The 20,387-nt window shown below is 68.5% G+C and carries 17 protein-coding genes and 7 pseudogenes; 15 read left to right on the top strand and 9 right to left on the bottom strand.

Translation table 11 applies throughout. The annotated features are described in order from the left end of the window. Window positions 1-115: 115 nt before the first annotated feature. Window positions 116-1,629 (bottom strand): annotated as a pseudogene (locus ACTWQE_RS05575) (FAD/NAD(P)-binding protein); the annotation flags it as partial. Next, window positions 1,626-2,657 (bottom strand): amino acid ABC transporter permease, encoded by a 1,032-nt coding sequence (locus ACTWQE_RS05580; protein ID WP_443327680.1) that lies wholly within the window; start codon window positions 2,655-2,657, stop codon window positions 1,626-1,628. The gene ACTWQE_RS05580 and the pseudogene ACTWQE_RS05575, both read right to left, overlap by 4 nt. A gap of 668 nt (window positions 2,658-3,325) precedes the next feature. Here ACTWQE_RS05580 and ACTWQE_RS05585 point away from each other — a divergent pair. The 15 genes and pseudogenes from ACTWQE_RS05585 (at window position 3,326) to ACTWQE_RS05655 (ending at window position 13,985) form a co-directional block, all read left to right on the top strand. After that, a complete protein-coding gene (locus tag ACTWQE_RS05585; RefSeq protein WP_443327681.1) occupies window positions 3,326-4,456 on the top strand; it encodes an LLM class flavin-dependent oxidoreductase in 1,131 nt (376 codons plus the stop codon). Then, on the top strand, window positions 4,453-4,980 hold the full coding sequence (locus ACTWQE_RS05590) for a GNAT family N-acetyltransferase (protein WP_443327682.1): 528 nt from the start codon (window positions 4,453-4,455) through the stop codon (window positions 4,978-4,980). The genes ACTWQE_RS05585 and ACTWQE_RS05590 overlap by 4 nt, the downstream gene beginning before the upstream one ends. After that, window positions 4,977-5,939: an ABC transporter substrate-binding protein gene (locus tag ACTWQE_RS05595; protein WP_443327683.1), complete on the top strand. Its 963-nt coding sequence runs from the start codon at window positions 4,977-4,979 to the stop codon at window positions 5,937-5,939. Before ACTWQE_RS05590 ends, ACTWQE_RS05595 begins: the two co-directional genes overlap by 4 nt. 29 nt (window positions 5,940-5,968) lie before the next feature. Next, window positions 5,969-7,063 carry an amino acid ABC transporter permease gene (locus ACTWQE_RS05600; RefSeq protein ID WP_443327684.1) on the top strand — a complete coding sequence of 365 codons (1,095 nt, stop codon included), beginning with the start codon at window positions 5,969-5,971 and terminating at the stop codon, window positions 7,061-7,063. Further along, on the top strand, window positions 7,060-7,824 hold the full coding sequence (locus ACTWQE_RS05605; RefSeq protein WP_443327685.1) for an amino acid ABC transporter ATP-binding protein: 765 nt from the start codon (window positions 7,060-7,062) through the stop codon (window positions 7,822-7,824). The genes ACTWQE_RS05600 and ACTWQE_RS05605 overlap by 4 nt, the downstream gene beginning before the upstream one ends. A gap of 38 nt (window positions 7,825-7,862) precedes the next feature. Continuing rightward, window positions 7,863-8,846, top strand: coding sequence for an ABC transporter substrate-binding protein (locus ACTWQE_RS05610; protein ID WP_443327686.1), 984 nt, complete (start codon window positions 7,863-7,865; stop codon window positions 8,844-8,846). A 201-nt stretch (window positions 8,847-9,047) separates the two neighbouring features. Further along, a pseudogene (locus tag ACTWQE_RS05615) lies at window positions 9,048-9,233 on the top strand (LLM class flavin-dependent oxidoreductase); the annotation flags it as partial. 53 nt (window positions 9,234-9,286) lie between these two features. After that, a pseudogene (locus ACTWQE_RS05620) lies at window positions 9,287-9,818 on the top strand (F420-dependent methylene-tetrahydromethanopterin reductase); the annotation flags it as partial. Beyond that, a pseudogene (locus ACTWQE_RS05625) lies at window positions 9,815-10,336 on the top strand (LLM class flavin-dependent oxidoreductase); the annotation flags it as partial. The pseudogenes ACTWQE_RS05620 and ACTWQE_RS05625, both read left to right, overlap by 4 nt. Window positions 10,337-10,829: 493 nt before the next feature. Next, entirely contained in the window at window positions 10,830-11,723 is an 894-nt protein-coding gene (locus ACTWQE_RS05630) for a glutathione S-transferase C-terminal domain-containing protein (RefSeq protein ID WP_443327687.1), read from the top strand. A 54-nt stretch (window positions 11,724-11,777) separates the two neighbouring features. Then, the gene (locus ACTWQE_RS05635; RefSeq protein ID WP_443327688.1) at window positions 11,778-11,999 is read left to right on the top strand and encodes a hypothetical protein; all 222 of its coding nucleotides are present in this window, start codon (window positions 11,778-11,780) and stop codon (window positions 11,997-11,999) included. A 9-nt stretch (window positions 12,000-12,008) separates the two neighbouring features. Beyond that, window positions 12,009-12,377 (top strand): DUF6640 family protein, encoded by a 369-nt coding sequence (locus tag ACTWQE_RS05640; RefSeq protein ID WP_443327689.1) that lies wholly within the window; start codon window positions 12,009-12,011, stop codon window positions 12,375-12,377. Between the two features lie 430 nt (window positions 12,378-12,807). After that, window positions 12,808-13,047, top strand: a pseudogene (locus ACTWQE_RS05645) (transposase); the annotation flags it as partial. A 57-nt stretch (window positions 13,048-13,104) separates the two neighbouring features. Further along, a pseudogene (locus ACTWQE_RS05650) lies at window positions 13,105-13,506 on the top strand (transposase); the annotation flags it as partial. A 275-nt stretch (window positions 13,507-13,781) separates the two neighbouring features. Next, entirely contained in the window at window positions 13,782-13,985 is a 204-nt protein-coding gene (locus ACTWQE_RS05655) for a hypothetical protein (protein ID WP_443327713.1), read from the top strand. Here the strand turns inward: ACTWQE_RS05655 and ACTWQE_RS05660 are convergent. From ACTWQE_RS05660 to ACTWQE_RS05690, 7 genes and pseudogenes are all read right to left on the bottom strand, one after another. Next, window positions 13,897-14,282, bottom strand: a pseudogene (locus ACTWQE_RS05660) (transposase); the annotation flags it as partial. The gene ACTWQE_RS05655 and the pseudogene ACTWQE_RS05660 overlap by 89 nt on opposite strands. A gap of 154 nt (window positions 14,283-14,436) precedes the next feature. Further along, a complete protein-coding gene (locus tag ACTWQE_RS05665) occupies window positions 14,437-15,042 on the bottom strand; it encodes an AAA family ATPase (RefSeq protein WP_443327690.1) in 606 nt (201 codons plus the stop codon). Window positions 15,043-15,365: 323 nt separating this feature from the next. Beyond that, on the bottom strand, window positions 15,366-16,271 hold the full coding sequence (locus ACTWQE_RS05670) for a 2OG-Fe(II) oxygenase family protein (protein ID WP_443327711.1): 906 nt from the start codon (window positions 16,269-16,271) through the stop codon (window positions 15,366-15,368). Between the two features lie 5 nt (window positions 16,272-16,276). Beyond that, on the bottom strand, window positions 16,277-17,179 hold the full coding sequence (locus ACTWQE_RS05675; RefSeq protein ID WP_443327691.1) for a 2OG-Fe(II) oxygenase family protein: 903 nt from the start codon (window positions 17,177-17,179) through the stop codon (window positions 16,277-16,279). A gap of 33 nt (window positions 17,180-17,212) precedes the next feature. Then, entirely contained in the window at window positions 17,213-18,160 is a 948-nt protein-coding gene (locus ACTWQE_RS05680) for a 2OG-Fe(II) oxygenase family protein (protein WP_443327692.1), read from the bottom strand. Next, window positions 18,161-19,723: a cytochrome P450 gene (locus ACTWQE_RS05685; protein ID WP_443327693.1), complete on the bottom strand. Its 1,563-nt coding sequence runs from the start codon at window positions 19,721-19,723 to the stop codon at window positions 18,161-18,163. Continuing rightward, a complete protein-coding gene (locus ACTWQE_RS05690) occupies window positions 19,720-20,322 on the bottom strand; it encodes a 2OG-Fe(II) oxygenase family protein (RefSeq protein ID WP_443327694.1) in 603 nt (200 codons plus the stop codon). Before ACTWQE_RS05690 ends, ACTWQE_RS05685 begins: the two co-directional genes overlap by 4 nt. Window positions 20,323-20,387 lie beyond the last annotated feature (65 nt).

Raw genomic sequence — 20,387 nt, forward strand, 5'->3', positions numbered from 1 at the left:
CCCGGCGGATCTGCTGCCCCGACGAGGATGCCGACCAGGCCGAGCGCCGACACCGACAGGCCGAAGCGCTGTACGAGTAACGCTCCGAGGAAGGTGTACGCGCCCAGATGGGCCGCATGGAAGAGCCGAGGAGGCGGACGATGCCCGCCCGGGACAGGGCGAGCAGCTCGCGCAGCCGGAACCCGGGCGGGCCCGACGCCAGGAAGCTGAAGAAGCCGTGCCACCAGCCGTCGAGGCCCTCGGCGAGCGAGCGGGCGGTGAGACAGCCGGAGGCGACGAGGCGGGGCAACTGGCCGTAGACGGACAGCAGGGCGAGGAAGGCGCCGAGGTCTGCGCTGTGGGCGGAGTCCTGGCGGCGGGTGACGTCCCGGTCGATGTGGGTGCGCAGATGCTCCTGCAAGGCGTCGGCATCCGGGAAGGCCAGGTCCGCCAGCGGGCGGTCGAGGGCTTCGTAGTCCAGCCGGTCGGCAGGGTCGGGCACCGCGGCGGCGACAAGGGCGTCCATGTCGTCGGAATACCAGTCGAGGCGGTCGTAGGCGGGGAGGAAGTCCGGCCAGGGGAGGGCGGTGCGTTCGGGGTGGGCGTGGAACAGCTCGTGGTAGTGGCCAAAGCCGATCTCCTTGGCCATCAACGGCCATACGTCGCGGCGCAGATCGAGCGGGCGGCCGTCGGCGAGCAGGGCGTCGACGGCTTCGGGCCCGAAGTGGCGTGGCAGCGGCGGGCGGGGACCCTGGAGCCGGTAACCGGTCTTGGAGTGGTACGGCACGCCGCGCCGTGACCCGACATGGAGGACGGGTTCGTGGCCGGACGGGCGGTAGGTGAGACTGCCGTCGGCCTCCCGGTGATACGTGCCGCCGCGCCCTTCGGTCAGCAGCACCATCAGATCGATGAAGGCGAGCCCGAAGCCGCGCACGATGACGTGCTCACCTGGTCGCAGGCCCGACAGATCGGCGTCGGAGGAGAACTCCGGCGGTAGGTGGAACCGGTGGTGGCGGCGGGCGAAGTCGGCCAGTCCGTGGTGCTCTGCCCCAGGCGCCGAGCCCAGATGCCCCTGGGCGAGGACGACGGCGTCGGCGGTGAGGTGAGCGCCGCCTGCCAGGTACACCCGTTGGGCCCCGCCGGCTGGACCGGTGACGGCCGTTGCGGTGGCTGGATGCCATTCGACGGTGACGGACGAGGGCAGTTCGGCCAGGCCCTCCGGAACACCCAGTCCAGGTAGGCGCTCTGGGCGCGCCGGGTGGGGAAGTCGGCGGGGTCCAGGTCGCGCAACTCGGCGAAGACGTCCGGGTCGGTGGGCTCGGCGTACGGTGCGAAGCGCGGGCCGTGGCCGGAGAACTGGGCGGCCCACTCGGCCAGCGAGGGGCCTGGCCGTACCGGGCCCTCAATGGTGGACGCCTCGTCGGTGAATATCGTGACGTCCTCTGCCATGGAGTTCATCCGCAGCAGCGGGGACTGATCGTGCCGCCAGATCCTTCTCGGGCCGGGCGCATGCGGGTCCACCAGATGAATGCGCAACTTCCGCTCCTCGTCCCAGAGTTCGGGGGCGTTGGCGGCGATGCGCTCCAGCGCGCCTGTGGCACGCGGACCCGCGCCGACGATGACCAGGACGGCGTCGGGGACGGTCCTCACCGGTCTCCGCCGATCGCGGGGCGGGCGTCGGCCGCGGTTGCCGCGTGCAGCCGGGCGCGCAGAGCGAACAGGCGGACCCGGAGCCGTTGCACCGGGGTGGGTGGCAGTGTGCGGGCGGCGCCGCGCGCGTAGTACCGCTCAACATAGAACTGCCCTGCGCTGAGCACGGTGGTGACCGCGATGTACCAGAGGGTCGCGACCATGAGCAGCGGGATGACCTGGTACGTCTGGTTGTAGACCAGCTGCACCGAATACAGCAGGTCGTGCACGGCCAGCACGCTGACGATGCTGGTGCCCTTCAGGGTTCCGATCAGCATGTTCCCGGCGGTCGGCACGATGGAGCGCATGGCCTGCGGGATGACGATCCGGCGCAGCGTACGCCGTCGGCCGAGGCCGAGCGCCTGGGCGGCCTCGGTCTGGCCGGTGTCCACCGACAGGATGCCGCCGCGCACCACCTCGGCGGCGTAGGCGGCCTCGTGCAGGGTCAGGCCGATGACGGCGGTCAGGGTGGGGCCGAGCAGGTTCACTGTCTTGACGGTGACGAACTGCGGCCCGAAGGGGATGCCGAAGCCGAGCGTCGGGTAGAGGGCGCCGATGTTGAACCAGAACAGCAGCTGCACCAGCAGCGGGGTCGAGCGGAAGATCCACACATAACCCCAACTCAGCGACCGTAATGCCGCGTTGCCCGACAGCCGCATCACCGCCAGCGGGGTGCCCAGCAGAAAGCCGAGCACCATCACGGCACCGGTCAGCCACAAGGTCAGCAGCAGCCCGTCGAGCACGGCGCCCGTGGTGACATACCGGGCCACGACGTCCCACTGGAACGCCCGGTTGCGGAGGACGGAGTTGACCACCATGGCGAAGACGAGCAGCGCGGCGACAGCAGTCAACCACCGCCCGATGTGCCGGCGCGGCACGATCAGCGGCAGGTCGTCGTCGGCATCGGGGCCACCGGCCTTGGAACGTCCGGGGGATGGGACGGAAACGGATACGACGTCGGATGAGTTGACGTCGGAAGGCGAGACCATGGAAAGGCTCTCCGGGGGAGGGAGTCGCAGGCGTCGGTGACCACCCGGTGGCACGCGTACGCGGACACTGCGCGTACGGCGCGGCCGGGCCTCGGCGTCATCACGAGCAGCGCCGCGTCCCTCAACGCGGCCGGAGGGGCGTCCGCACGCAGCGGAGCCGATCCTCCATCGATCGTATGTGCCCACGGCGCGGATCTGTCAACCGGCATTCAGCAGGCACGGGAACCGGGCAGCGGAGGTCCGGTATCCGGGCGCTGGTTGACGTGAGGCGTTGTGTAATGCTCAATGGGTTGCATGAATGCTGAGCGGCGTCTGGTCACCCGTGACCACATCGACTTCGGTCGGGTGTGGTCCGCCGCGTGTTGCGCCTGACTCGGCAGCGGGCTGTCTGACCGGCCCTTCCCTCCCTCGGTGACCCCGTCGCGGGCCGAGTTCCCCCTTCGTATCACCGCCCTGTCCGCCCGCTGAACCGGCGTACGGACGGTCCTGCGAACGAGGACGCGCGCTGCCGCAGCCCATCACCCCGCCCAGGGGCCCATGCCCCGGCGTCATCACCCCTGCTTCTTCTCACCCCTTTGAACGGCCGTCATGCCTGGCCGTGCCAAGGGCCGCTCCGCCTTGCCCGCGGGCGGTCCACCCCTTGAGGTTCTGAGGAAAGGCCATCTCCCATGCCCGTGGAGTTCCTTGGCATCGCCGCCACCAACGACGGGTCGGAAACGACCCCTCGCTCCGGCGCCGCCTTCGACAAGCAGTACACCCTCCGGCTCGCCCGGGCACACGAGGAGCACGGCTGGGACCGGGTGCTGTTCGCGTACGGATCCGGATCGCCGGATCCCGCGCCGGCCGCCGCCTACATCGCGAGCAAGCTGGACACCCTGCAGATCCTGCTCGCTCACCGGCCCAACGTCTCGTACCCCACGTTCGCCGCCAAGACCTTGGCCACGCTCGACCAGATCAGCGAGGGCCGGCTGACCGTGCACTTCATCACGGGCGGCAACGACCACGAGCAGCAGCGCGAGGGGGACACCCTCACCAAGGACGAGCGCTACGCACGCACCCGCGAGTACATCCAGATCGTCAAGAGGATCTGGACCACCCACGAGCCCTTCGACCACAAGGGCGAGCACTACCGCTTCCACGACTTCGTGAGCGACGTCTTCCCCGTCCAGCAACCGAGGCCACGGGTCTCCTTCGGGGGATCGTCCCCGGCGGCGTACGCGGCCGGGGGCGCCGAGGCTGACATCTACTGCCTGTGGGGCGAGCCCCTGGAGAAGACCGCCGAGCAGATCGAAGCCGTGAAGGCCGCCGCGGCGGCCGCGGGCCGCACGGAGGTTCCCCGTATCCAGGTGGCCTTCCGTCCGATCATCGCCCCGACCGAGCAACTCGCCTGGGAGAAGGCCCACCGCACGGTCGGCGCCATCCGCGAACGGCGCGAAGCGGGCCTCGTACGGCACCGCCGAGGCGCCGCCCCGGAGAACACCGGCTCCCAGCGGCTGATCGCCATCGCCGAGGCCGGGGAGCGCTACGACCGCGCGCTGTGGACTCCGACCGCTGCCGTCACCGGAGGCGCGGGCAACTCCAACGCCCTGGTCGGGACCCCGGAAACGGTCGCTCAAGCGCTGCTCGACTACTACGACCTCGGTGTGGAGATCCTCTCCGCCCGCGGCTACGACCTGCTCGGCGATGCCATCGACTTCGGGCGGTATGTGATCCCGATCGTGCGCGAGGAGGTCGCCAAGCGCGACGCCGAGCGTGCTGCGGGCAGCGGCCCTCAGACGCTCGCGGCGGTGCACGGATGACCTCCGTCACCCCGTTGCCACTCCAGCTGACGGTCATTCAGGTACCTGTCGCCGACCCTCGTGTGCGGCCGCTTCTGTACGAACTGGGCCACGAATACTCGACGCGCTATGGCAAGGACGCCCACGCCGAGCTCGCCCGCTACCCCGACGAGGAGTTCACCGCTCCGCACGGGGGAGTGCTGCTCCTGCTGCTGGAGCACGGCGAGCCGATCGCGGGCGGTGCCTTCCGCCGGTACGACGAGACCACGGCCGAGCTGAAGCGGATCTGGACGCACTCCGCCCACCGCCGGCGCGGCCTGGCCCGCCGGGTTGTCGAGGAGCTGGAGCGGGAAGCGGAAGCCCGCGGCTACCGACGGCTCTACCTGACCACGGGTCCGCGCCAGCCCGAGGCGCGCGGCCTGTACCTGGCCACCGGCTACACACCGCTGTTCGACACCGAGGCCGATCCGGAAGCCATCGGCCCGCTGCCCTTCGAGAAGCACCTCACCACCGAGGCGCGCAACGGAAAGGTCTCCAGCCCGTGAACCTCCTCGGATTCAGAACCGGCCTGCACCTCGCCACCGCCGCCGTCGCGCTGCTGCTCCTGCCGGCGCTGACCGCCTGCGGCGGTTCCGGTACCGCCGACGGGACCACTCCGGGCGGCGTAAAGGCCTCTCCCGCGCCGACCGCCGACCCGGTGGCCGCCGTACGGAAGGTGGCCTCGGTCGCTGCCCTGCTGCCCGCCGACGTACGCAAGGCGGGCGCCCTGCGGGTCGGGAGCGCGATCGGATTTCCGCCCGGTGCGTATTACCCGGATGGGGCACAGAAGGAGCCCCAGGGTCAGGACATCGACATCGCGGATGCGGTGGCCAAGGTCCTCGGCCTCAGACTCAAGCGTCAGGACGCGTCGTTCGAGACGATCCTGCCCGCCCTCGGCAGCAGCAAGTACGACGTGGGGACTGGCAATTTCGGCGTCACCACCGAGCGGCTGAAGACGATCGACTTCGTCACGTACATCAACGACGGTCAGGGCTTCGCGGTGAAGAAGGGCAACACCGCGCTGGGGACGAAGGTGACCAGGCTTACCCAGCTGTGCGGGATGACGGTCGGCACCGGGGCCGGCACCACCTTCGAGGCGGCCCTCACCGCGCAGAAGCGGGTGTGCGCCAAGGCCGGCAAGAAGCCGTACGACGTGAAGGTCTTCTCGGAGAACGGGGCCATCCTCACCGCGCTCCAGCAGGGCCGGATCGACGTGGAGATGTCCACCATCAACGGCCTGCGCTACCAGACCGCCCAGCCCGCTTCCCAGTCCACCTTCCTGGGTGAGTTCCACCGCCTGGACGTCGGCTTCGCCTTCAAGAAGGGCTCCCCGCTCACCCCGGCCTTCCAGGCCGCCGTCAATGAGCTGATCAAGGACGGCACCTACGACCGGATTCTCAAGAAGTGGGGCACTACCGCCTCCGCGATCAGTGAATCGCGGATCAACCCGCCCGAGCACAAGTAACCCGAGCACACGTAAGCAGGAACACCACGATGGGACTCACCACCGAATCTGCGCCGCCCGACGCGGCCAAACGCGGCGGCGGCCCCGAAGCCCCGCCCGCCCGGGACGACCTGGCCTCGCTCAAGGTCGTACCCGCCCGCCACTACCTCCGCTGGGCGGCCGCCGTCGCCGTACTTGTCCTGACCGCACAGTTCGTACACGGCCTGGCCACCAACCCGGTCTGGGAGTGGGAGGTCTTCCGGGCGTATGTGCTGTCCGAGACCATCGTCGAGGCGGTGGGGGTGACGCTCCAGCTCACCGCGTACGCCACGGTGCTGGGGTTTCTCCTCGGCACGGTGCTGGCGTTCATGCGGCTGTCGTGCAGCGCGGTCCTGCAGACCGTGTCCTGGACCTACATCTGGATCTTCCGGTCCATCCCGGTGATCGTCCAGCTGGTGTTCTGGTTCAACCTGGGCGCCCTGTACAAGGAATTGGGCGTCGGCATCCCCTTCGGCCCGGTCTTCTGGTCGGTGGACAGCAACAGCCTGATCGGGACGATCGGGGCGGCTCTGATCGGGCTGTCGCTCCATCAGGCCGCCTACGCCGCCGAGATCGTGCGCGGCGGGGTCATCGCGGTCGACGCCGGTCAGCTGGAGGCGGCGGCCGCGCTGGGCATCCCCCGGCTGCGGCAGATCCGGCGGATCGTCCTGCCCCAGGCCATGCGCGCCATCCTGCCCACGGCAGGCAACGAGATCATCGGCCTGCTCAAGGGCACCTCGGTGGTCTACGTCATGGCGATCGGCGAACTCTTCTACCAGGTGCAGGTCGTCTACGGCCGCAACGGGCGGGTCATCCCACTTCTGATGGTCGCCACCGCCTGGTACGTGTTCCTGACCTCGGTACTCTCCGTCGCCCAGTACTACGTGGAGCGCCGCTTCGCCCGCGGTGCGAACCGTACCCCGCCGCCCACCCCCCTCCAACGCGCGCGGCACTTCGTACGGAACCTGCGCTCCCGCCCGTCGCCCACCACCGCCCTCAACGGAGGCGCCGCGCGCCAGAGCCCTGTTGCCGCACAGCGCAACCAGCCCGTGCCGACCGGTCGCCCTGCCCTGGCACAGCTCGGAAAACCTGGAGGGAACCCATGAGCGAGGTCATGCTCGACGTCCGCGGCGTCCACAAGAGCTTCGGGCCGCTGGAGGTGCTGCGCGGCGTGGATCTCCGGGTCCGCGCGGGCGAGGTCACCGTGATCCTCGGCCCGTCCGGCTCGGGGAAGTCGACGCTGCTGCGCACCATCAACCACCTGGAGAAGGTCAACCGCGGCTGGATCAGCATCGACGGCGAGCTGATCGGCTACCGCCGCTCCGGCGGCAAGCTGCACGAGCTGAACGAGAAGCAGGTCCTGAAGCAGCGCACCCATATCGGGTTCGTCTTCCAGAACTTCAACCTCTTCCCGCACCTCACCGTGCTGGACAACCTCATCGAGGCCCCGGTCTCCGCGCTGCGCCGACCGCGCAGGGACGCCGTGGAGGCGGCCGAACGGCTGCTGGAGCGGGTCGGTCTCACCGACAAGGCTGACGTCTATCCACGGCAGCTCTCCGGCGGCCAGCAGCAGCGCGTGGCGATCGCCCGCGCGCTCGCACTCGAACCCAAGGTGCTGCTGTTCGACGAGCCCACCTCGGCGCTCGACCCCGAGCTGGTCGGCGAAGTCCTGGACGTGATCAAGGACCTGGCCCGCACCGGCACCACCATGATCGTCGTGACGCACGAGATCGGCTTCGCCCGCGAGGTCGCCGACACCGCGGTGTTCATGGACGGCGGTGTCGTCGTGGAGCAGGGGCCGCCCGCGGCCGTCCTGGACGACCCCCAGCACGAGCGCACCCGCGCCTTCCTCTCCAAGGTCCTCTGACCGACCCTCACCCCGTTCCACACGCAAGGAGAACGACCATGTCCACCGGCCTCGCCCGCCGTACCGCCGCGCTCTCAGTCGGAGTCGCCGTAGCACTCGTCCTTGCAGGCTGCGCCAACCCCACCGACGGCGGTACGACCGACGTCGCCGCTCCCGGCAAGGGCACCACGAAGATCAACAACAGCCCGGACCAGAAGCGCATCATCACGGACAAGGTCGACTCCATAGCCGCCGAGGTACCGAAGGAGATCCGCGAGAGAGGCACCCTGAAGATCGTCGGCTCGGCCGAAAGCGAGCCGCCGCTGGGCTTCTACGCCACCGACAACAAGACGCGCATCGGTGTGGAGATCGACCTCGCCTATCTGGTCTCCAACGTCTTGGGGCTGAAGCCGGATTACACCGCGGTCTCCTGGGAGAACATCTTCGTCGGCCTGGACAGCGGCAAGTACGACGTCGGCTTCAGCAACATCACCGACACCGAGGAGCGCAAGGAGAAGTACGACTTCGCCAGCTACCGCAAGGACAACCTGGCCTTCGAGGCGAAGCAGGGCAGCGGGCTGAAGGTCCGCGGCTACAAGGATGTGGCGGGCAAGAAGGTCGCCGTGGACACCGGCACGAACCAGGAGAAGATCCTGGTGGAGTGGAGCGAGCAGGCCGAGAAGGCGGGCCTCGAGCCGGTGGACATCAAGTACTACAAGGACCAGAGCGACACCTACCTCGCGCTCGACTCAGGCCGACTCGACCTGTTCCTCGGCCCCAACCCGACCGCCGCCTACCATGTGGCCTCCGCCGGAAAGACCGAGATCGTCGGCACCTACTCCGGTGCGGGAGCCTCCCTCCAAGGCCTCATCGCGGCCACCACCAAGAAGGACAGCGGCCTGAACAAGCCGATCGCCGACGCGCTCAACGAGATCATCGACAACGGCACGTACGCCAAAGTCCTCAAGCGCTGGGGCCTGTTCGACGAGGGTGTGAAGAAGTCGCAGATCAACCCGCCCGGCCTGCCCAAGCCCAACAACTAGCCGCCTCGGGGCGCGGAGGCCACACGGCTTCCGCGCCCCGACTCCCACGTGCACGGTGCATGGCGTGGCCGACGGCAGGCGGTGCCACGCATCAGGGACTCTCAACGGCCCGCCGTCCGCCGCCGTCCGCCGCCTGCAGCCTCTGCTGATGACGCAGGCGCGGCGGCGATCACGTACGGTCGATCAGGAAGGCTCCCTGTCGTGTCCTCATCCTCTTCGCGTCCTTCTTCGCTTCACCTCGCCGTCGCGCTCGACGGCGCGGGCTGGCACCCGGCCGCGTGGCGCGAGGCGGGGGCCCGCCCTGGGGAGCTGTTCACCGCCAGGTACTGGTCCGACCTCGTCACCGAGGCCGAACGCGGCCTGCTCGACTTCGTGACGACCCTCGATCACGCCCCGGCCACCCCAGGGTCAGCCTCTGGTCAGCCCTCTGGCCCAACAGAGCCCGGGAGCTGGCGCACGAGGTGCGACGGCAGCAGGTCAGCGGACAGACCGCGATCAAGTACCTGGAGCACGTCTGGAACCGCGACCTGTCCGGCTACGACCCCGACGGCCCGCTGCCCGAGATCGACCCGGTTCCCGGAGAGAACACCATCGCCCGGGGCCGGGCCAGCGTGCGGATGTTCCGGGACCCGCTCGCCGTCGCCCAGCAGTGGCGCGAGCGCGCCAGGGCGGAGAACCTGTCGATCCGCGGCTGGTCATCGCAGTCACCGGCCGTCAGTCGTTCATCGGCTCCCCGGCCACGGTTGCCGAGACCATCAACGACTTCGTCCAGGCGGACGCAGCCGACGGTTTCATCCTCGTCCCGCACATCACCCCCGGCGGCCTCGACGCCTTCGCCGACACCGTGGCCCGCTGCTCCAGGAGCGCGGCGTGTTCCGGCACGACTACACCGGCACCATGCTGCGCAACCACCTCGGACTGGACGAGCCCACTCCCAGCGCGCAACCGTTGAACCGGCGGATGGCGTCGTGAAGTTTCTGGCCGTCACCCTCATCATCCATGCACCCGACCCGGTGAACGGCGGGCAGAAGACGACCAACGAGCGTTTCCGCGAGGTGATCGACAACGCGCTGCTGGCCGAGGAGCTCGGTTTCGACGGCTTCGGTGTCGGCGAACGGCACGAGCGACCGTTCATCTCCTCCTCGCCGCCGGTCGTGCTCAGCCACATCGCCGCCCTCACCTCCCGGATCCGGCTCTTCACCGCGGTGACCACGCTGAGCCTGCTCGACCCTGTTCGCGCCTACGAGGACTACGCAACACTGGATCACCTGTCCGGGGGCCGGCTCGACCTGATCATCGGCAAGGGCAACGGCACCGCCCAGCGCGAGCTGTTCCAGGTCACACCCGATGACCAATGGGACCGCAACGCCGAGAGTTATGAGCTGTTTCGCCGGATCTGGCGCGAGGACACGGTGACCGCCTCGCCGCGCTTCCGTCCCGAGCTGGCCGAGGCGGAGGTGTGGCCTCGGCCGTTCCAGCAGCCCGTCCGTGCACAAGTTCCCAACTCCTAGCCGAGTGCTGCCCCTGACCCATCCGGCCATGGGCTCGCCGGGTCGTAGAGGTTGCGGTGGTTGAAGTTGGCACCGCTCTTGAGGATCTGACGGCGTCGAAGATCGAGGCGAGAGACGGGTCGTATCCCCTTCCCGCCATGTGAGACAACCGGCGGGAAGGCGGAAGGCCCTCTTGACGAGGCCTGACGGCCGCTCGACACTCCAGAGTAGATCCCTAGCGAACAGGTGGGAAATCATGGGGCGCCCGGAGTCGGCCAACGACGGTGCGGTCCGCACGCGTCCGCTGTCTCCCTTTCTGACCTCCCGCCGCCACATCGATCTGCTGCGTGTCTGCAGCGCGGCAACCCCTCTGCGCTGAGCCCTCGGCATCCCGCAGACACCGCCACCTGTGCGTGGCTACGCGCCGACGCTGCCGCGTGCCCGTTACCCGCCCGCCCCATGTCTGAGATCCAGAACCGGACCCGGGAGACATATGTCCGCCACACCCCTGACAGCTCTGCCGTCCTTCCCGTCCCCGCCGTCGTTCCGGGGCAGGGTCGGCGGTGACGCGCGCAGTGGCCACTACGCCGTGCCGCGCCGGTACCACCTCCACCTCTCGCTGTCCTGTCCGCGCTGTCTGCGGATCGCCGTCACCCACAACCTGCTCGGCCTCGACGACATCCTGCCGGTGTCGCTGCTGCCCGCTGTGCCCGACGACCCCGACGGCGGTCACTCGGCGCTGCGCCCGCTGTACGAAGCCAGCGCGCACCGCTATTCCGGAGCAGCCACGGCACCGGTGCTCAGTGATGACTGGACGGGGCGGATCGTCAGCACGCACACCCCCGACATCCTGTGTGACCTGGCCTTGTGGTTCGGCGGTGATGGCCCCAGCCGCCCCGCGCTGTACCCGCACGGCGCGAATGCGGAGATGGAGGCCATCGGGCGCCTCTGCGAGCTGGGCATCAACGAAGCCGCACAGCGCGCCGGGCAGCCCGGCGCCGACGACGCGGCGCGCGCCGCCGCCCTCGGCTCCCTGCTGCACGCACTGGACGCGCTGGAGCGACGGCTTACCTCCCAGCACTACATCGTCGGCGGTGAACTCAGCGCCGCCGACGTGCAGTTGTGGGTGGCCCTGGTACGGCTCGACACCGTGCACCGCTGGCACCTGGACGCCGCTGCCGTGCACCGCATCGCCGACTATCCGCACCTGTGGGCTTATGCACGGCGATTGGCCGCCCACCCAGCATTCGGCTCCCACCTCGACCTCGACGGCATCGCCAGCAGGCACCACGCGCAGTGTCAGGGTCTGGAGGCTGCCGGGGCGGCGGTGCAAATCATCGACTGGGCGGCACAGGCACCGGACAGGGCCATGGCCCCGCCCGGCTGAGCTCCCCCGGGCACGTACGCCATCACAGGAAGCCGGACGTCCTTCTTCGGCCTCATGAATGAAATCGAGCGCATCACCGGCACCCCGCTGGAGCGCCAACAGCGGGGCACCCTGGACGACCTCCGGGCCGCCGTCGACTCCGCGGACCATCCCTGGGCGGTGATCGCCGAGTGGTACAACTACGCGATGATCGCGACGCCTCCTTTCGACGCCACGCACAACGACCGCTACGCCGACACCTGTCCGGCCACTTGCGTGAGTACCTCAGCGGCGTGATCCCGTTCGATGGCTGACGCACCCATGGGGGCCGTCCGTATCGGCCCCCGCGTTGTCCGGAAGCTTCAGCCAGCAAACGGAAAGGACCGCGTCAATGGGCTCATCGAAGGGTGCTCTCTCTCCCGCCTCGGCCGATTCCCCTTCGTGAAGATGTGCCTGGCCGCGGTGTCCGTCGCCGCCGGTGCCGGCGCCCTTCTCGCGGACTGGAACGAGACGCACATCCACAACCCCCGCTGGACCCCGCATGCCAAGTTCCACAACGCCCAGACCATGTCGCTCGGCGTTCACTTGAGTGCGGTCATCCTATGGCTGCTCTGGGGGCGTAAGCCGTACAACCACACGGCCCTCAACTGGGCCACTGTAGCCGCCGCGACGTAGGCGTCGGCCCTGTTCTTCCCGGGCACCGCTCTCGTCGACGAGGAGTTCGCCGACCGGCATCCCGTCGTCGCGGGGGTCACCGTCGACCAGATCACCGGGCAGCTCGCCGTCCTCTACCCGCTGCTCGCCGCGGGCTATCTGCTGGAGGCCCGGCGCTTCCGCCGCGTCGAGTGAGACCGGTGCCGGCGCGACCTCCTCGTGCTGCAAACCGTGCATGAGGTGACGAGGCCGCAACTTCGCGCTGGGGCCTCATCGTTTTGCGTGGCTTGTGGACCCGAGAGATCGTCATCCGCCGTCCTGCGGTGACGCGCTGGCAGGAGCCGGAGCCCACGGCGTGAGCTGATCCCGCAACGAGACGCCGGTTCTGGCAGCGCGGCTGCCAGAACCACCGGCGTGGCAACTCCACCGTGCGGGATCTCTCCGACACGGCGCGGTCAAGGCCCGCGGTCACTTCCCGAACGAGCAGGCCGCGCTGAAGTGCGTCTACATGGCCATCATGTCGCTGACCCGGGGTTTGGAGCGAGACCGCGACGCTGTGATCGCCGCGTTCACCCTGCTGTACCACAACGGCGGCACCGAAGGTGTCAACACCAAGACCAAGCTGATCGCGCGGCAGATGTACGGTCGCGCAGGTTTCCCCCTCCTACGCCACCGCATCCTCCTCGGATAACGTCACCCTCCGCTACCACCGAATGTGAGCCAGGGCCGCTCGTGTTTGACAGACCCCCATCAGGTGTTCCTCACCGACACCCCCTACTCCGGTGGTGGTTCCGCCCAGTTCCTCGAAGCCCGCCACCGCGGGCATGCCACCGTCGAGGACCGCATCCGGTGCGGCGAGACCACCGGCTTCGGCCGCTTCCCCTCCCGCGACTTCGGTGTCAATGCCGTCTGGCTCGAACTCAGCCTCGCGGCGATCGACCTGCTGGCCTGGACGTGTGTCCTGCTGCTGGACGAGGAACTGGCCACTGCCGAGCCGAAGAAGCTCCGCTACCGGCTGCTGCACGTCGCCGCCCGCCTCACCCGCGGCGGTCGGCGCCTGCGCTTGCGGATATCGGCGACCTGGCCCTGGAGACATGAACTAGCCAGGGCTTTCCACCGCCTCGCTGCACTGCCCCGTCCCGCGGGCTGACCAGCAAACCCCTGACCGCCCACGACCCGAAAGACATAGGAGAACCCCGACCCCCGTGCCGGGATCCGCCATGCCCAAGCAACGACAATCACCCGCCCCACCCGACAGCAGACGATCAGCGGCCTCTCATCACCCCAACCGAAACGCCGAGGCTAGGGCCTCCATTCCGCAGAGGCGGTACCTGCTGGATTGGCTATCGCGCGAGGACGACCTCCACTGGGGCGTTCGAGCAGCGGCTCAGGGTCTCGGAGAACGCCGCTTCTTCAGGGGGATTCGTGGCCAGCTTGTACCTGACCCGCTGGTGGGCTCACGACCACATCCGCGCCCTCACCATCGTCACCCTGGCCGGCGGCCTCGCCTCCACCGTCTTCGCGCCCGTCACCGAGGCGCTCACCGACCACCTGTCCTGGCGCGCGACCTACGTCGACCTCGCCCTGGTGCTCGCCGCCGTACTGTGCCCGCCCACGCCTTCGTCCTGAACGCACGGTGGCCAAGGTGCCACCGTCCCCCGCCCACGTCACCGGCGGCGCGCACCACTGGCCGGGCCGCGTCGCGGTCCTGCACGCTCGGCGCGGTCACCGCGACGATCAGCAGGAGCCCGAGGGTGTTCACCACCAGATGCCGCTTGCGGCCCGTGACCTTCTTGCCCGCGTCGTAGCCGCGTGAGACTGCCGCACCGTCGCGGCGGCGCGCATGGGCTGTGAATCGACGATCACGGCGGTCGGCTCCGCATCCCTGCCCTCCACCTCACGCACCCGGCCGCGCAGCCGGTCATGGAACTCGCCGATCAGACGGCCGCCCATTCCCTGTCCGTCATGTCCGAGGGAACCGCCTCACCCGTTCCGACCGGTCAGCCGCGTTCCCGTACACGTCCGCGACACAGTCACACGACCGTGCCGCCGCGTTGGACCCGCCGCTGACCCGGGGGTGTCACCGGTCTGTCGTGGACCCCAGGCCCAGGAAGTCCAGGACGAATCGGACCCGCTCCTCCACCGCGGCGAGCGGGAGGTGTACCAGCTCGTATCCGTAGTCGGTGTAGGTCACGACATGCGACTCATAGGTCCGCACCGCTTCCTCGAAGCTCTGCTTGCGCTCGGTGTCCTGCTCGTAGATCTCCGGCCACGGCGGGGCGATGAAGACCCTGCGGTGGTACAGGAAAGTCTTCGCCGCGGCATGGACATGCGCGGGCACCGGGTGCCCGATGAGCCGGAGATAGCCGACGACATCGACCACTCCGCGGTCGAAGATGACGGGCTCGCTGCGGGCCGAGGCCGCCTGGTGAGAGCGCATATCCTGGGCGAGCATCAACTCGGCGAACAGGTCGGGATCGACCCAGGGCAGAGCTCGTCCGGCGATGGTCACCTGGTCCTTGATGATGCTCCGGCCCGCTTCCGGCGCGGACGCGACACCGCGCTCCTTGAGTTGCTCGATGAGCGTGGTCTTCCCGGCACCGGGGCCACCGGTCACCACGATGAAGCGATCGAATTCGCCCTGGGAGGCGAGCTGGAGGGACTGGGAGGGCTGGGTAGAGGGCATAGTGGGTCGTCCTCACGGATCGTCGTGTACAGAGCGGAACAGGTGCAGAAACACAAGCATCAGAAAACTTGCGCTGCCGCGCCGGGAAGGCTGGGAAAGGTTCAGAGAAGCCGGAAGGCATGAAAAGGGATATGGCGGCTACGCCGGTCACCTTGGGAATTGATCACGGAGCACGGGCCGAGTGGTGCGGCGGTGGTCCGGAGTCCAGCTGAGACCGGGGATACGATCACCGTATCCATCGCCGCTTACGCTGGTCAAGGCGCCCCGCCGCGCATGCACGCCCGCGCGCCCGACGGGAAAGCCGGGCGCGCGGGACGTAGGCCTCAGTACAGGCCTGTGCTGTCCTCCCGGTACGTGTTGCGCAGAATTTCCTCCAGGAAGTCTCCGAAACTCTTCTCCAGGAGGAGACCTGCCTCGGGCTGGTAGCGGAACAGGCCCGGCGACACACCCTCGTCAAGACTGCTGTCGACGAAGAGCGCGTAGGAGAACCGGTCCGGCCGACGGGTGCCCCCGCGCCAGGCCTTGGACTGCTCGACCACTCGGTGGGCGACCGCTGCCACCGGCATCCGGCTCGAGCGCGTGAGGATCTCCATGGCACAGCCGAAGTTGACGATGAACGTACCGGGGATCGGGTCGATGGGATGCCACGCCCCGTCCCGCTCCACCTCTAGACCAGGTTCGAGCGACCGCAGTACCGTCACCCAGCCCGAGTCCTTGTGGATGTTCAGCCCCCGCGCCCGTATCTCCGGCCTGAAGTGGTTGAACGTCAGCGTGTACGTACCTCGTGACGACAGGGCGCCACCTGTCGCCTCGTCCCAAGTTTCACGGGGCAGATCCAGCCGCGCGAGCACCGACCGCAGAATATCCACTGCGAACTTCCGCATAGCTACAGCCTGTTCAACCAGTGCGGGCGGGACGACCCGTTCCCAGTGGGAGCTCTCCAGGAAGAACTGTTCCGTCTGGTCCGCATCGCGCCGGTAGTAGCCCTGGTGCTCGCCGCCGATCCGTTCACCGGCCCAACGCTGGTAACCGCGGTACGGGTCTGGAGCGTCGGGCCGCTCCGGCAGATAGAAGCCTTCCGCGAACCGGTCTCCGGCGGAGAGGTCCATCCCAGCCGGCTGCGCCACGAAGAAGAAGCCGTCTCTGAGAGCGCGTTCGAGACCGTCCGGCCGCTCGAAGGCGAGCGTTCCGTCACGCAGCTCCGCCTTCTGCCAGTCCCAGCCGCGCACCCCGGTCAAAGACGTGGGTGGAACTCGTAGCCGAGCTTCCTTGCCTTCTCCACCGAGAAGTCGCGGAAGCCTTGGTACGTGCCGAGGACCCCGTCGGCGCTGTACTGGTAGAGATCCATGTCGTAACGCGGGCCCATGAATACAGTGAACGATGAGCGGTCGCCGTCAGGCCGGTCAGCCGCGCTCTCCGGCACCCGGTGGACCACAGCCGTGACAGGGCGCGGCAGGTTCCGCGTCAGGATCTCCACTGCATCACCCATGTTCACGATGAAGTGGGCCTCCTTCACCTCCAGCGGCCGCCACTCGCCGTCCGTGAGGACCTCCAGGCCCGACTGGTCGGCGTACAGCACAGTGATGAAACCGCTGTCCGTGTGGTGAACGATCCCGGCACGGCCGCTGAGATTCGTGCGGTAATGGTTGACTGTCGAGTGGCACCAGCCGGTGCCCTCGCTGGCGCCGCCCGTGATGGCCTCCCAATCCGACTCAGGGATCCCGGCCGCCGCGAACACCCCGTAGAGCGTGGCGAGGGTGATCTCCTCCATCTCACGTAGCAGCGACACCACTTCGGCGGGTAGATAGGTGTCCCAGTGGGCACTCTCCAGCTGCAGCTGCTCCACCTGGTCGGGCCGGTCGGAGTAGCCGAGCTTGGAGTCGGCGTGCTCCTCCTCCTTGTGCCCCCGATAGCGGTCGCCGGTCCCGCTCTCGGCGGGCTTGTAGAAGTTGCGGCAGAGCTCCAGCCCGGGACTGACGTCCAGATGTTCAGGGATCGACACGAAGAAGGCGCCCAGGGATAGTGCCTGCTCGAGGCCGTCGGGTGTGTCGAACACCAGCGTGCCGGAGTCGACCCTGGAGTAGGGGAGTTCGAGTACCTCCCGCTGGTCCGTCTCGTCCGCAAGGGAAATCGTCATGCCAGACCTTTCGTCTTGTCCATGGCCACAGGGCTACAGGCCGCTGTCGTTGTCGTCATAGGTGCGGCTCACCTCTTGTACTGCGAAGTCCGCGACCGACTGCACGGCACGCGGCTCGCCGGCCTCGTACCGGTAGATCGTTCCGGCGAGATCGGAGTCGAGGAATGTCACGTACGAAGTGCGGTCCGGCTGTCCCGGCGCACGCTCGGTCCGTACGACACCGTGCACATTCGCCCGGACGGGGCGGGGGAGACGCTCGGTGAGCACCTCGATCGAGCTGCCGAAGTTGACGACGAAGTAGCCGGGCTCGGGATGGATCGAGCCGAGCTGGCCCTCGATCAAGGCCAGCAGCCCCGGCTCGACCGAGCGCAGAATCGTCACCCATCCCGAGTCACGGTGGAACTTCGAACCCCGTACGGCCTTCTCGGGCCTGAAGTGGTTGAACGCCAGCATCTGGTGGCCGCGCCGCTCGGTGAGGCCGCCGGTAACCTCCGCCCAGTCACGCTCGGGCAGACCGAGCCCGGCCAGCACGTCACGGAGGATCGTGATGCCCAGATCGGTCATCCGGTGTCCGAGCCGGGCGACGTCGGCGGGCAGCAGGGCCCAGTTCGACCGCTGGATGTAGAAGTTCTCCCACTGGTCGTGCTCACGGTCGAAGTAGCCCTGGTAGTCGCCCTCCACCTCGATCTCCTGGAAGCCGCGGTAGGCGTCCAGGCCGTCGCCCTTGAACGGCTCGTAGAAGTGGGCTGCGAACCGGTCGCCCGCCGTGGTATCGACGTCGTCCGGGACCCGCACCAGGAAGAAGCCCTGCGTGAGCGCCCGCTCGAAACCGCCGGGGCGCTCGAAGACCAACCGCTCGCTGTCCACCCGGGAGCGTTCCAGCTCGACGGGTGGGTATTCCTGTGCGGCTGCCCGTTCACCGGGCATCGGGGGCAGCGGGACAGGAGCCCGGAGCGTGCTGGATTCGGATGACAGGGACATTCAACGATCTCCCTCGGACGGGGTGTGGAGCGGTGCGGACGCAGGTGAGATGACGAGCGTCCCCGGGTGGGTGGGACGCGGCATGGATGAGTGGTGGCGCAGGCGCAGATCAATGCCGTGCGTGGTCACGTCGTATCGTGCGTACAGCTCCGAGAGCAGCAGGGCCTGCACCCGCACGGAGAACAGTCGCCCGGGGCATTTGCGTGGGTTGCGCTCGGAGTTGATCATGCTGAACGAATTGATCTCGTATCGGCTCCGGGAGAGCAGCGAGGAGACAGATTCCCGGTCCGAGCGGTAGATGGCGCGCATGTTGTCGGGGTCGAAGGCGCGGGGAGAGGGGAACACCGCGGAGTCCCGGTTCGCGCGACGGCGGTCCAGCCACATCATGGTGCCCGGCGGGACAGTGACCGACCGGCCGCGGTGACGCAGTACGAACGGCCTGGTGGTCCGTCGCCACAGGGCGGTCGGGTTGCTGCCGCCCAGCCGCAGCGCCTCGAGCACGGCCAGATCGATCACGGACGGGCCCTCGGCCGCCTCCCGGCGTTCGCCGCGGGCGGCGCGGTGCGCCTCGGCTGTGATCAGCTCCTTGTGCCGCGGAGAGGTCTCCAGATAGCTCAGCGTCCAGAGCAGGCTCAGCGCGGTCGTGTCGTACGTTGCAACGATGAGGGTGCCGAGTTCCTTGAGCCGGTCAGGCCCAAGCTCCTCAATGGCGGCACGGGTGAACGGCATCTCCCAGAGGGCGAAGTACCGCCGGATCATGTTGGAGCCGGAGGCGGCGGCCAGCGCGTCCGCGTTGTCCAGCAGCAAATCGCGGACGAACGGGACGATCAGATCGAACTCCTTCATCGCGTCCCGGTTGACCTTGCTGATCACATCGGACGCGATGTCGAAGAAGCCCCGGAGCACCCGGCCGTACTGCGGCGACCCCAGATAGGCGTCCAACGGTCGCTGGGTGAGGTCGAGCACCCCGGGAACCAGCGAATCCACGTGTGCCACCCAGCACAGCGCGAACTCATCGAGCGCCAGCTCGCGTCCGGATACCCGCTCCAGATACCTCGCAGCGTGCCGTCGTATCTCCGGATCGAGCCCGTCGATGAATCTGCCGTTGCCCAGGGTCCGTTCGACGGCCGCCCGCTTGCTGGGGCGGGCGGGGTCGTCGTTGGCCAACGACCCCATGAAATCGCCGAAGAGCTCGCGGTTCGTGTCGGTCGACGGCGCCAGCGCGTCGTCGTCCATCAGCGGCGTGTTGGTGATCTGGTATATGGCAACCCGTCGGCCCATCCGGAAAGTGCACAGACCGCCGTTCTCCTCGGCACGGGCGGTGATGCCCGAGTCACGGAAGTAACTCGATGCCTGCTCGCCCCGGGTGACGGTCGCTGCGTGAAACGACTTGCCGTGCCCGGTGAGCGGGTCCGTGCCACGGTGGTGGGCCAGAACACCCCGGAACGGGGAACGCAAGGGGAGCGGCGGCCATACCTGTCCCAGCAGCTCTCTGCTCCAGCTGCGCAGCCTCTCCCCAGGTCCGGGACGACGCGGAGGGGCCGCACGGGTTGCGGTGTTCATGGGCGCGCTCCGGCGGCCGGCCGCGTGGTGTCCGGCTCCGCGGATCCGGCGATCCCGAAGTCCGCATAGCGGTCGTTCCAGGTCGTCTCGTTGAACTCCCGGAGGAACTCCTCGACGCTCTGGACCGCCCGCACTGAGCCGTCGTCGTACACCTGGTGGAGATCGCCGGTGGCGGGCGGATTTGCGAACGCCGCGAACGAGAAGCGGTCCTCGGTGTCCGGGTTGGGCAGGCACTGGCGCACGCGGTGCAAAATCGCGCGGACCGGGCGGGCCAGCGGCCGGGTGAGCATTTCCAGGGCACCGCCGAAGTTCACCACGAAGTGTCCGGGAACGGGATTCACCGACATCCACTCCTCGCCCACCAGGGCCTCCAGCCCTTCCTGCTCGATATAGAGGATCGTCACGAACCCCGTGTCCTGGTGGGGCGCGCAGCCAAGCCGGTCGCGCTCGGACCGATAGTGGCTGGCCGCGAACCAGTGGGTGCCCAGACCGTCGACAGCGCCGCCGGTGACCTCGCTCCAGATCCGCTGGTCGATGCCGAGCGCGCCGAGCACCTCACGCAGTACGCGCAGGGCGAGCGCGTTCATCCGGTCGGTCATCACGATCAGTTCGGGCGGGTAATGGCGGTCCCTGGCCGGGCCGTCGGCCAGTACGTGCTCGGTCT

It is taken from the genome of Streptomyces sp. 8N706, assembly GCF_052245415.1.
GTDB lineage: Bacteria > Actinomycetota > Actinomycetes > Streptomycetales > Streptomycetaceae > Streptomyces.

Coding starts and splice junctions, on each gene's coding strand:
- ACTWQE_RS05685 (WP_443327693.1), bottom strand. CDS start 19,723: ATGAACACCGCAACCCGTGCGGCCCCTCCGCGTCGTCCCGGACCTGGG.
- ACTWQE_RS05610 (WP_443327686.1), top strand. CDS start 7,863: ATGTCCACCGGCCTCGCCCGCCGTACCGCCGCGCTCTCAGTCGGAGTC.
- ACTWQE_RS05605 (WP_443327685.1), top strand. CDS start 7,060: ATGAGCGAGGTCATGCTCGACGTCCGCGGCGTCCACAAGAGCTTCGGG.
- ACTWQE_RS05680 (WP_443327692.1), bottom strand. CDS start 18,160: ATGTCCCTGTCATCCGAATCCAGCACGCTCCGGGCTCCTGTCCCGCTG.
- ACTWQE_RS05580 (WP_443327680.1), bottom strand. CDS start 2,657: ATGGTCTCGCCTTCCGACGTCAACTCATCCGACGTCGTATCCGTTTCC.
- ACTWQE_RS05600 (WP_443327684.1), top strand. CDS start 5,969: ATGGGACTCACCACCGAATCTGCGCCGCCCGACGCGGCCAAACGCGGC.
- ACTWQE_RS05690 (WP_443327694.1), bottom strand. CDS start 20,322: ATGACCGACCGGATGAACGCGCTCGCCCTGCGCGTACTGCGTGAGGTG.
- ACTWQE_RS05585 (WP_443327681.1), top strand. CDS start 3,326: ATGCCCGTGGAGTTCCTTGGCATCGCCGCCACCAACGACGGGTCGGAA.
- ACTWQE_RS05635 (WP_443327688.1), top strand. CDS start 11,778: ATGAATGAAATCGAGCGCATCACCGGCACCCCGCTGGAGCGCCAACAG.
- ACTWQE_RS05665 (WP_443327690.1), bottom strand. CDS start 15,042: ATGCCCTCTACCCAGCCCTCCCAGTCCCTCCAGCTCGCCTCCCAGGGC.
- ACTWQE_RS05630 (WP_443327687.1), top strand. CDS start 10,830: ATGTCCGCCACACCCCTGACAGCTCTGCCGTCCTTCCCGTCCCCGCCG.
- ACTWQE_RS05640 (WP_443327689.1), top strand. CDS start 12,009: ATGGCTGACGCACCCATGGGGGCCGTCCGTATCGGCCCCCGCGTTGTC.
- ACTWQE_RS05590 (WP_443327682.1), top strand. CDS start 4,453: ATGACCTCCGTCACCCCGTTGCCACTCCAGCTGACGGTCATTCAGGTA.
- ACTWQE_RS05675 (WP_443327691.1), bottom strand. CDS start 17,179: ATGACGATTTCCCTTGCGGACGAGACGGACCAGCGGGAGGTACTCGAA.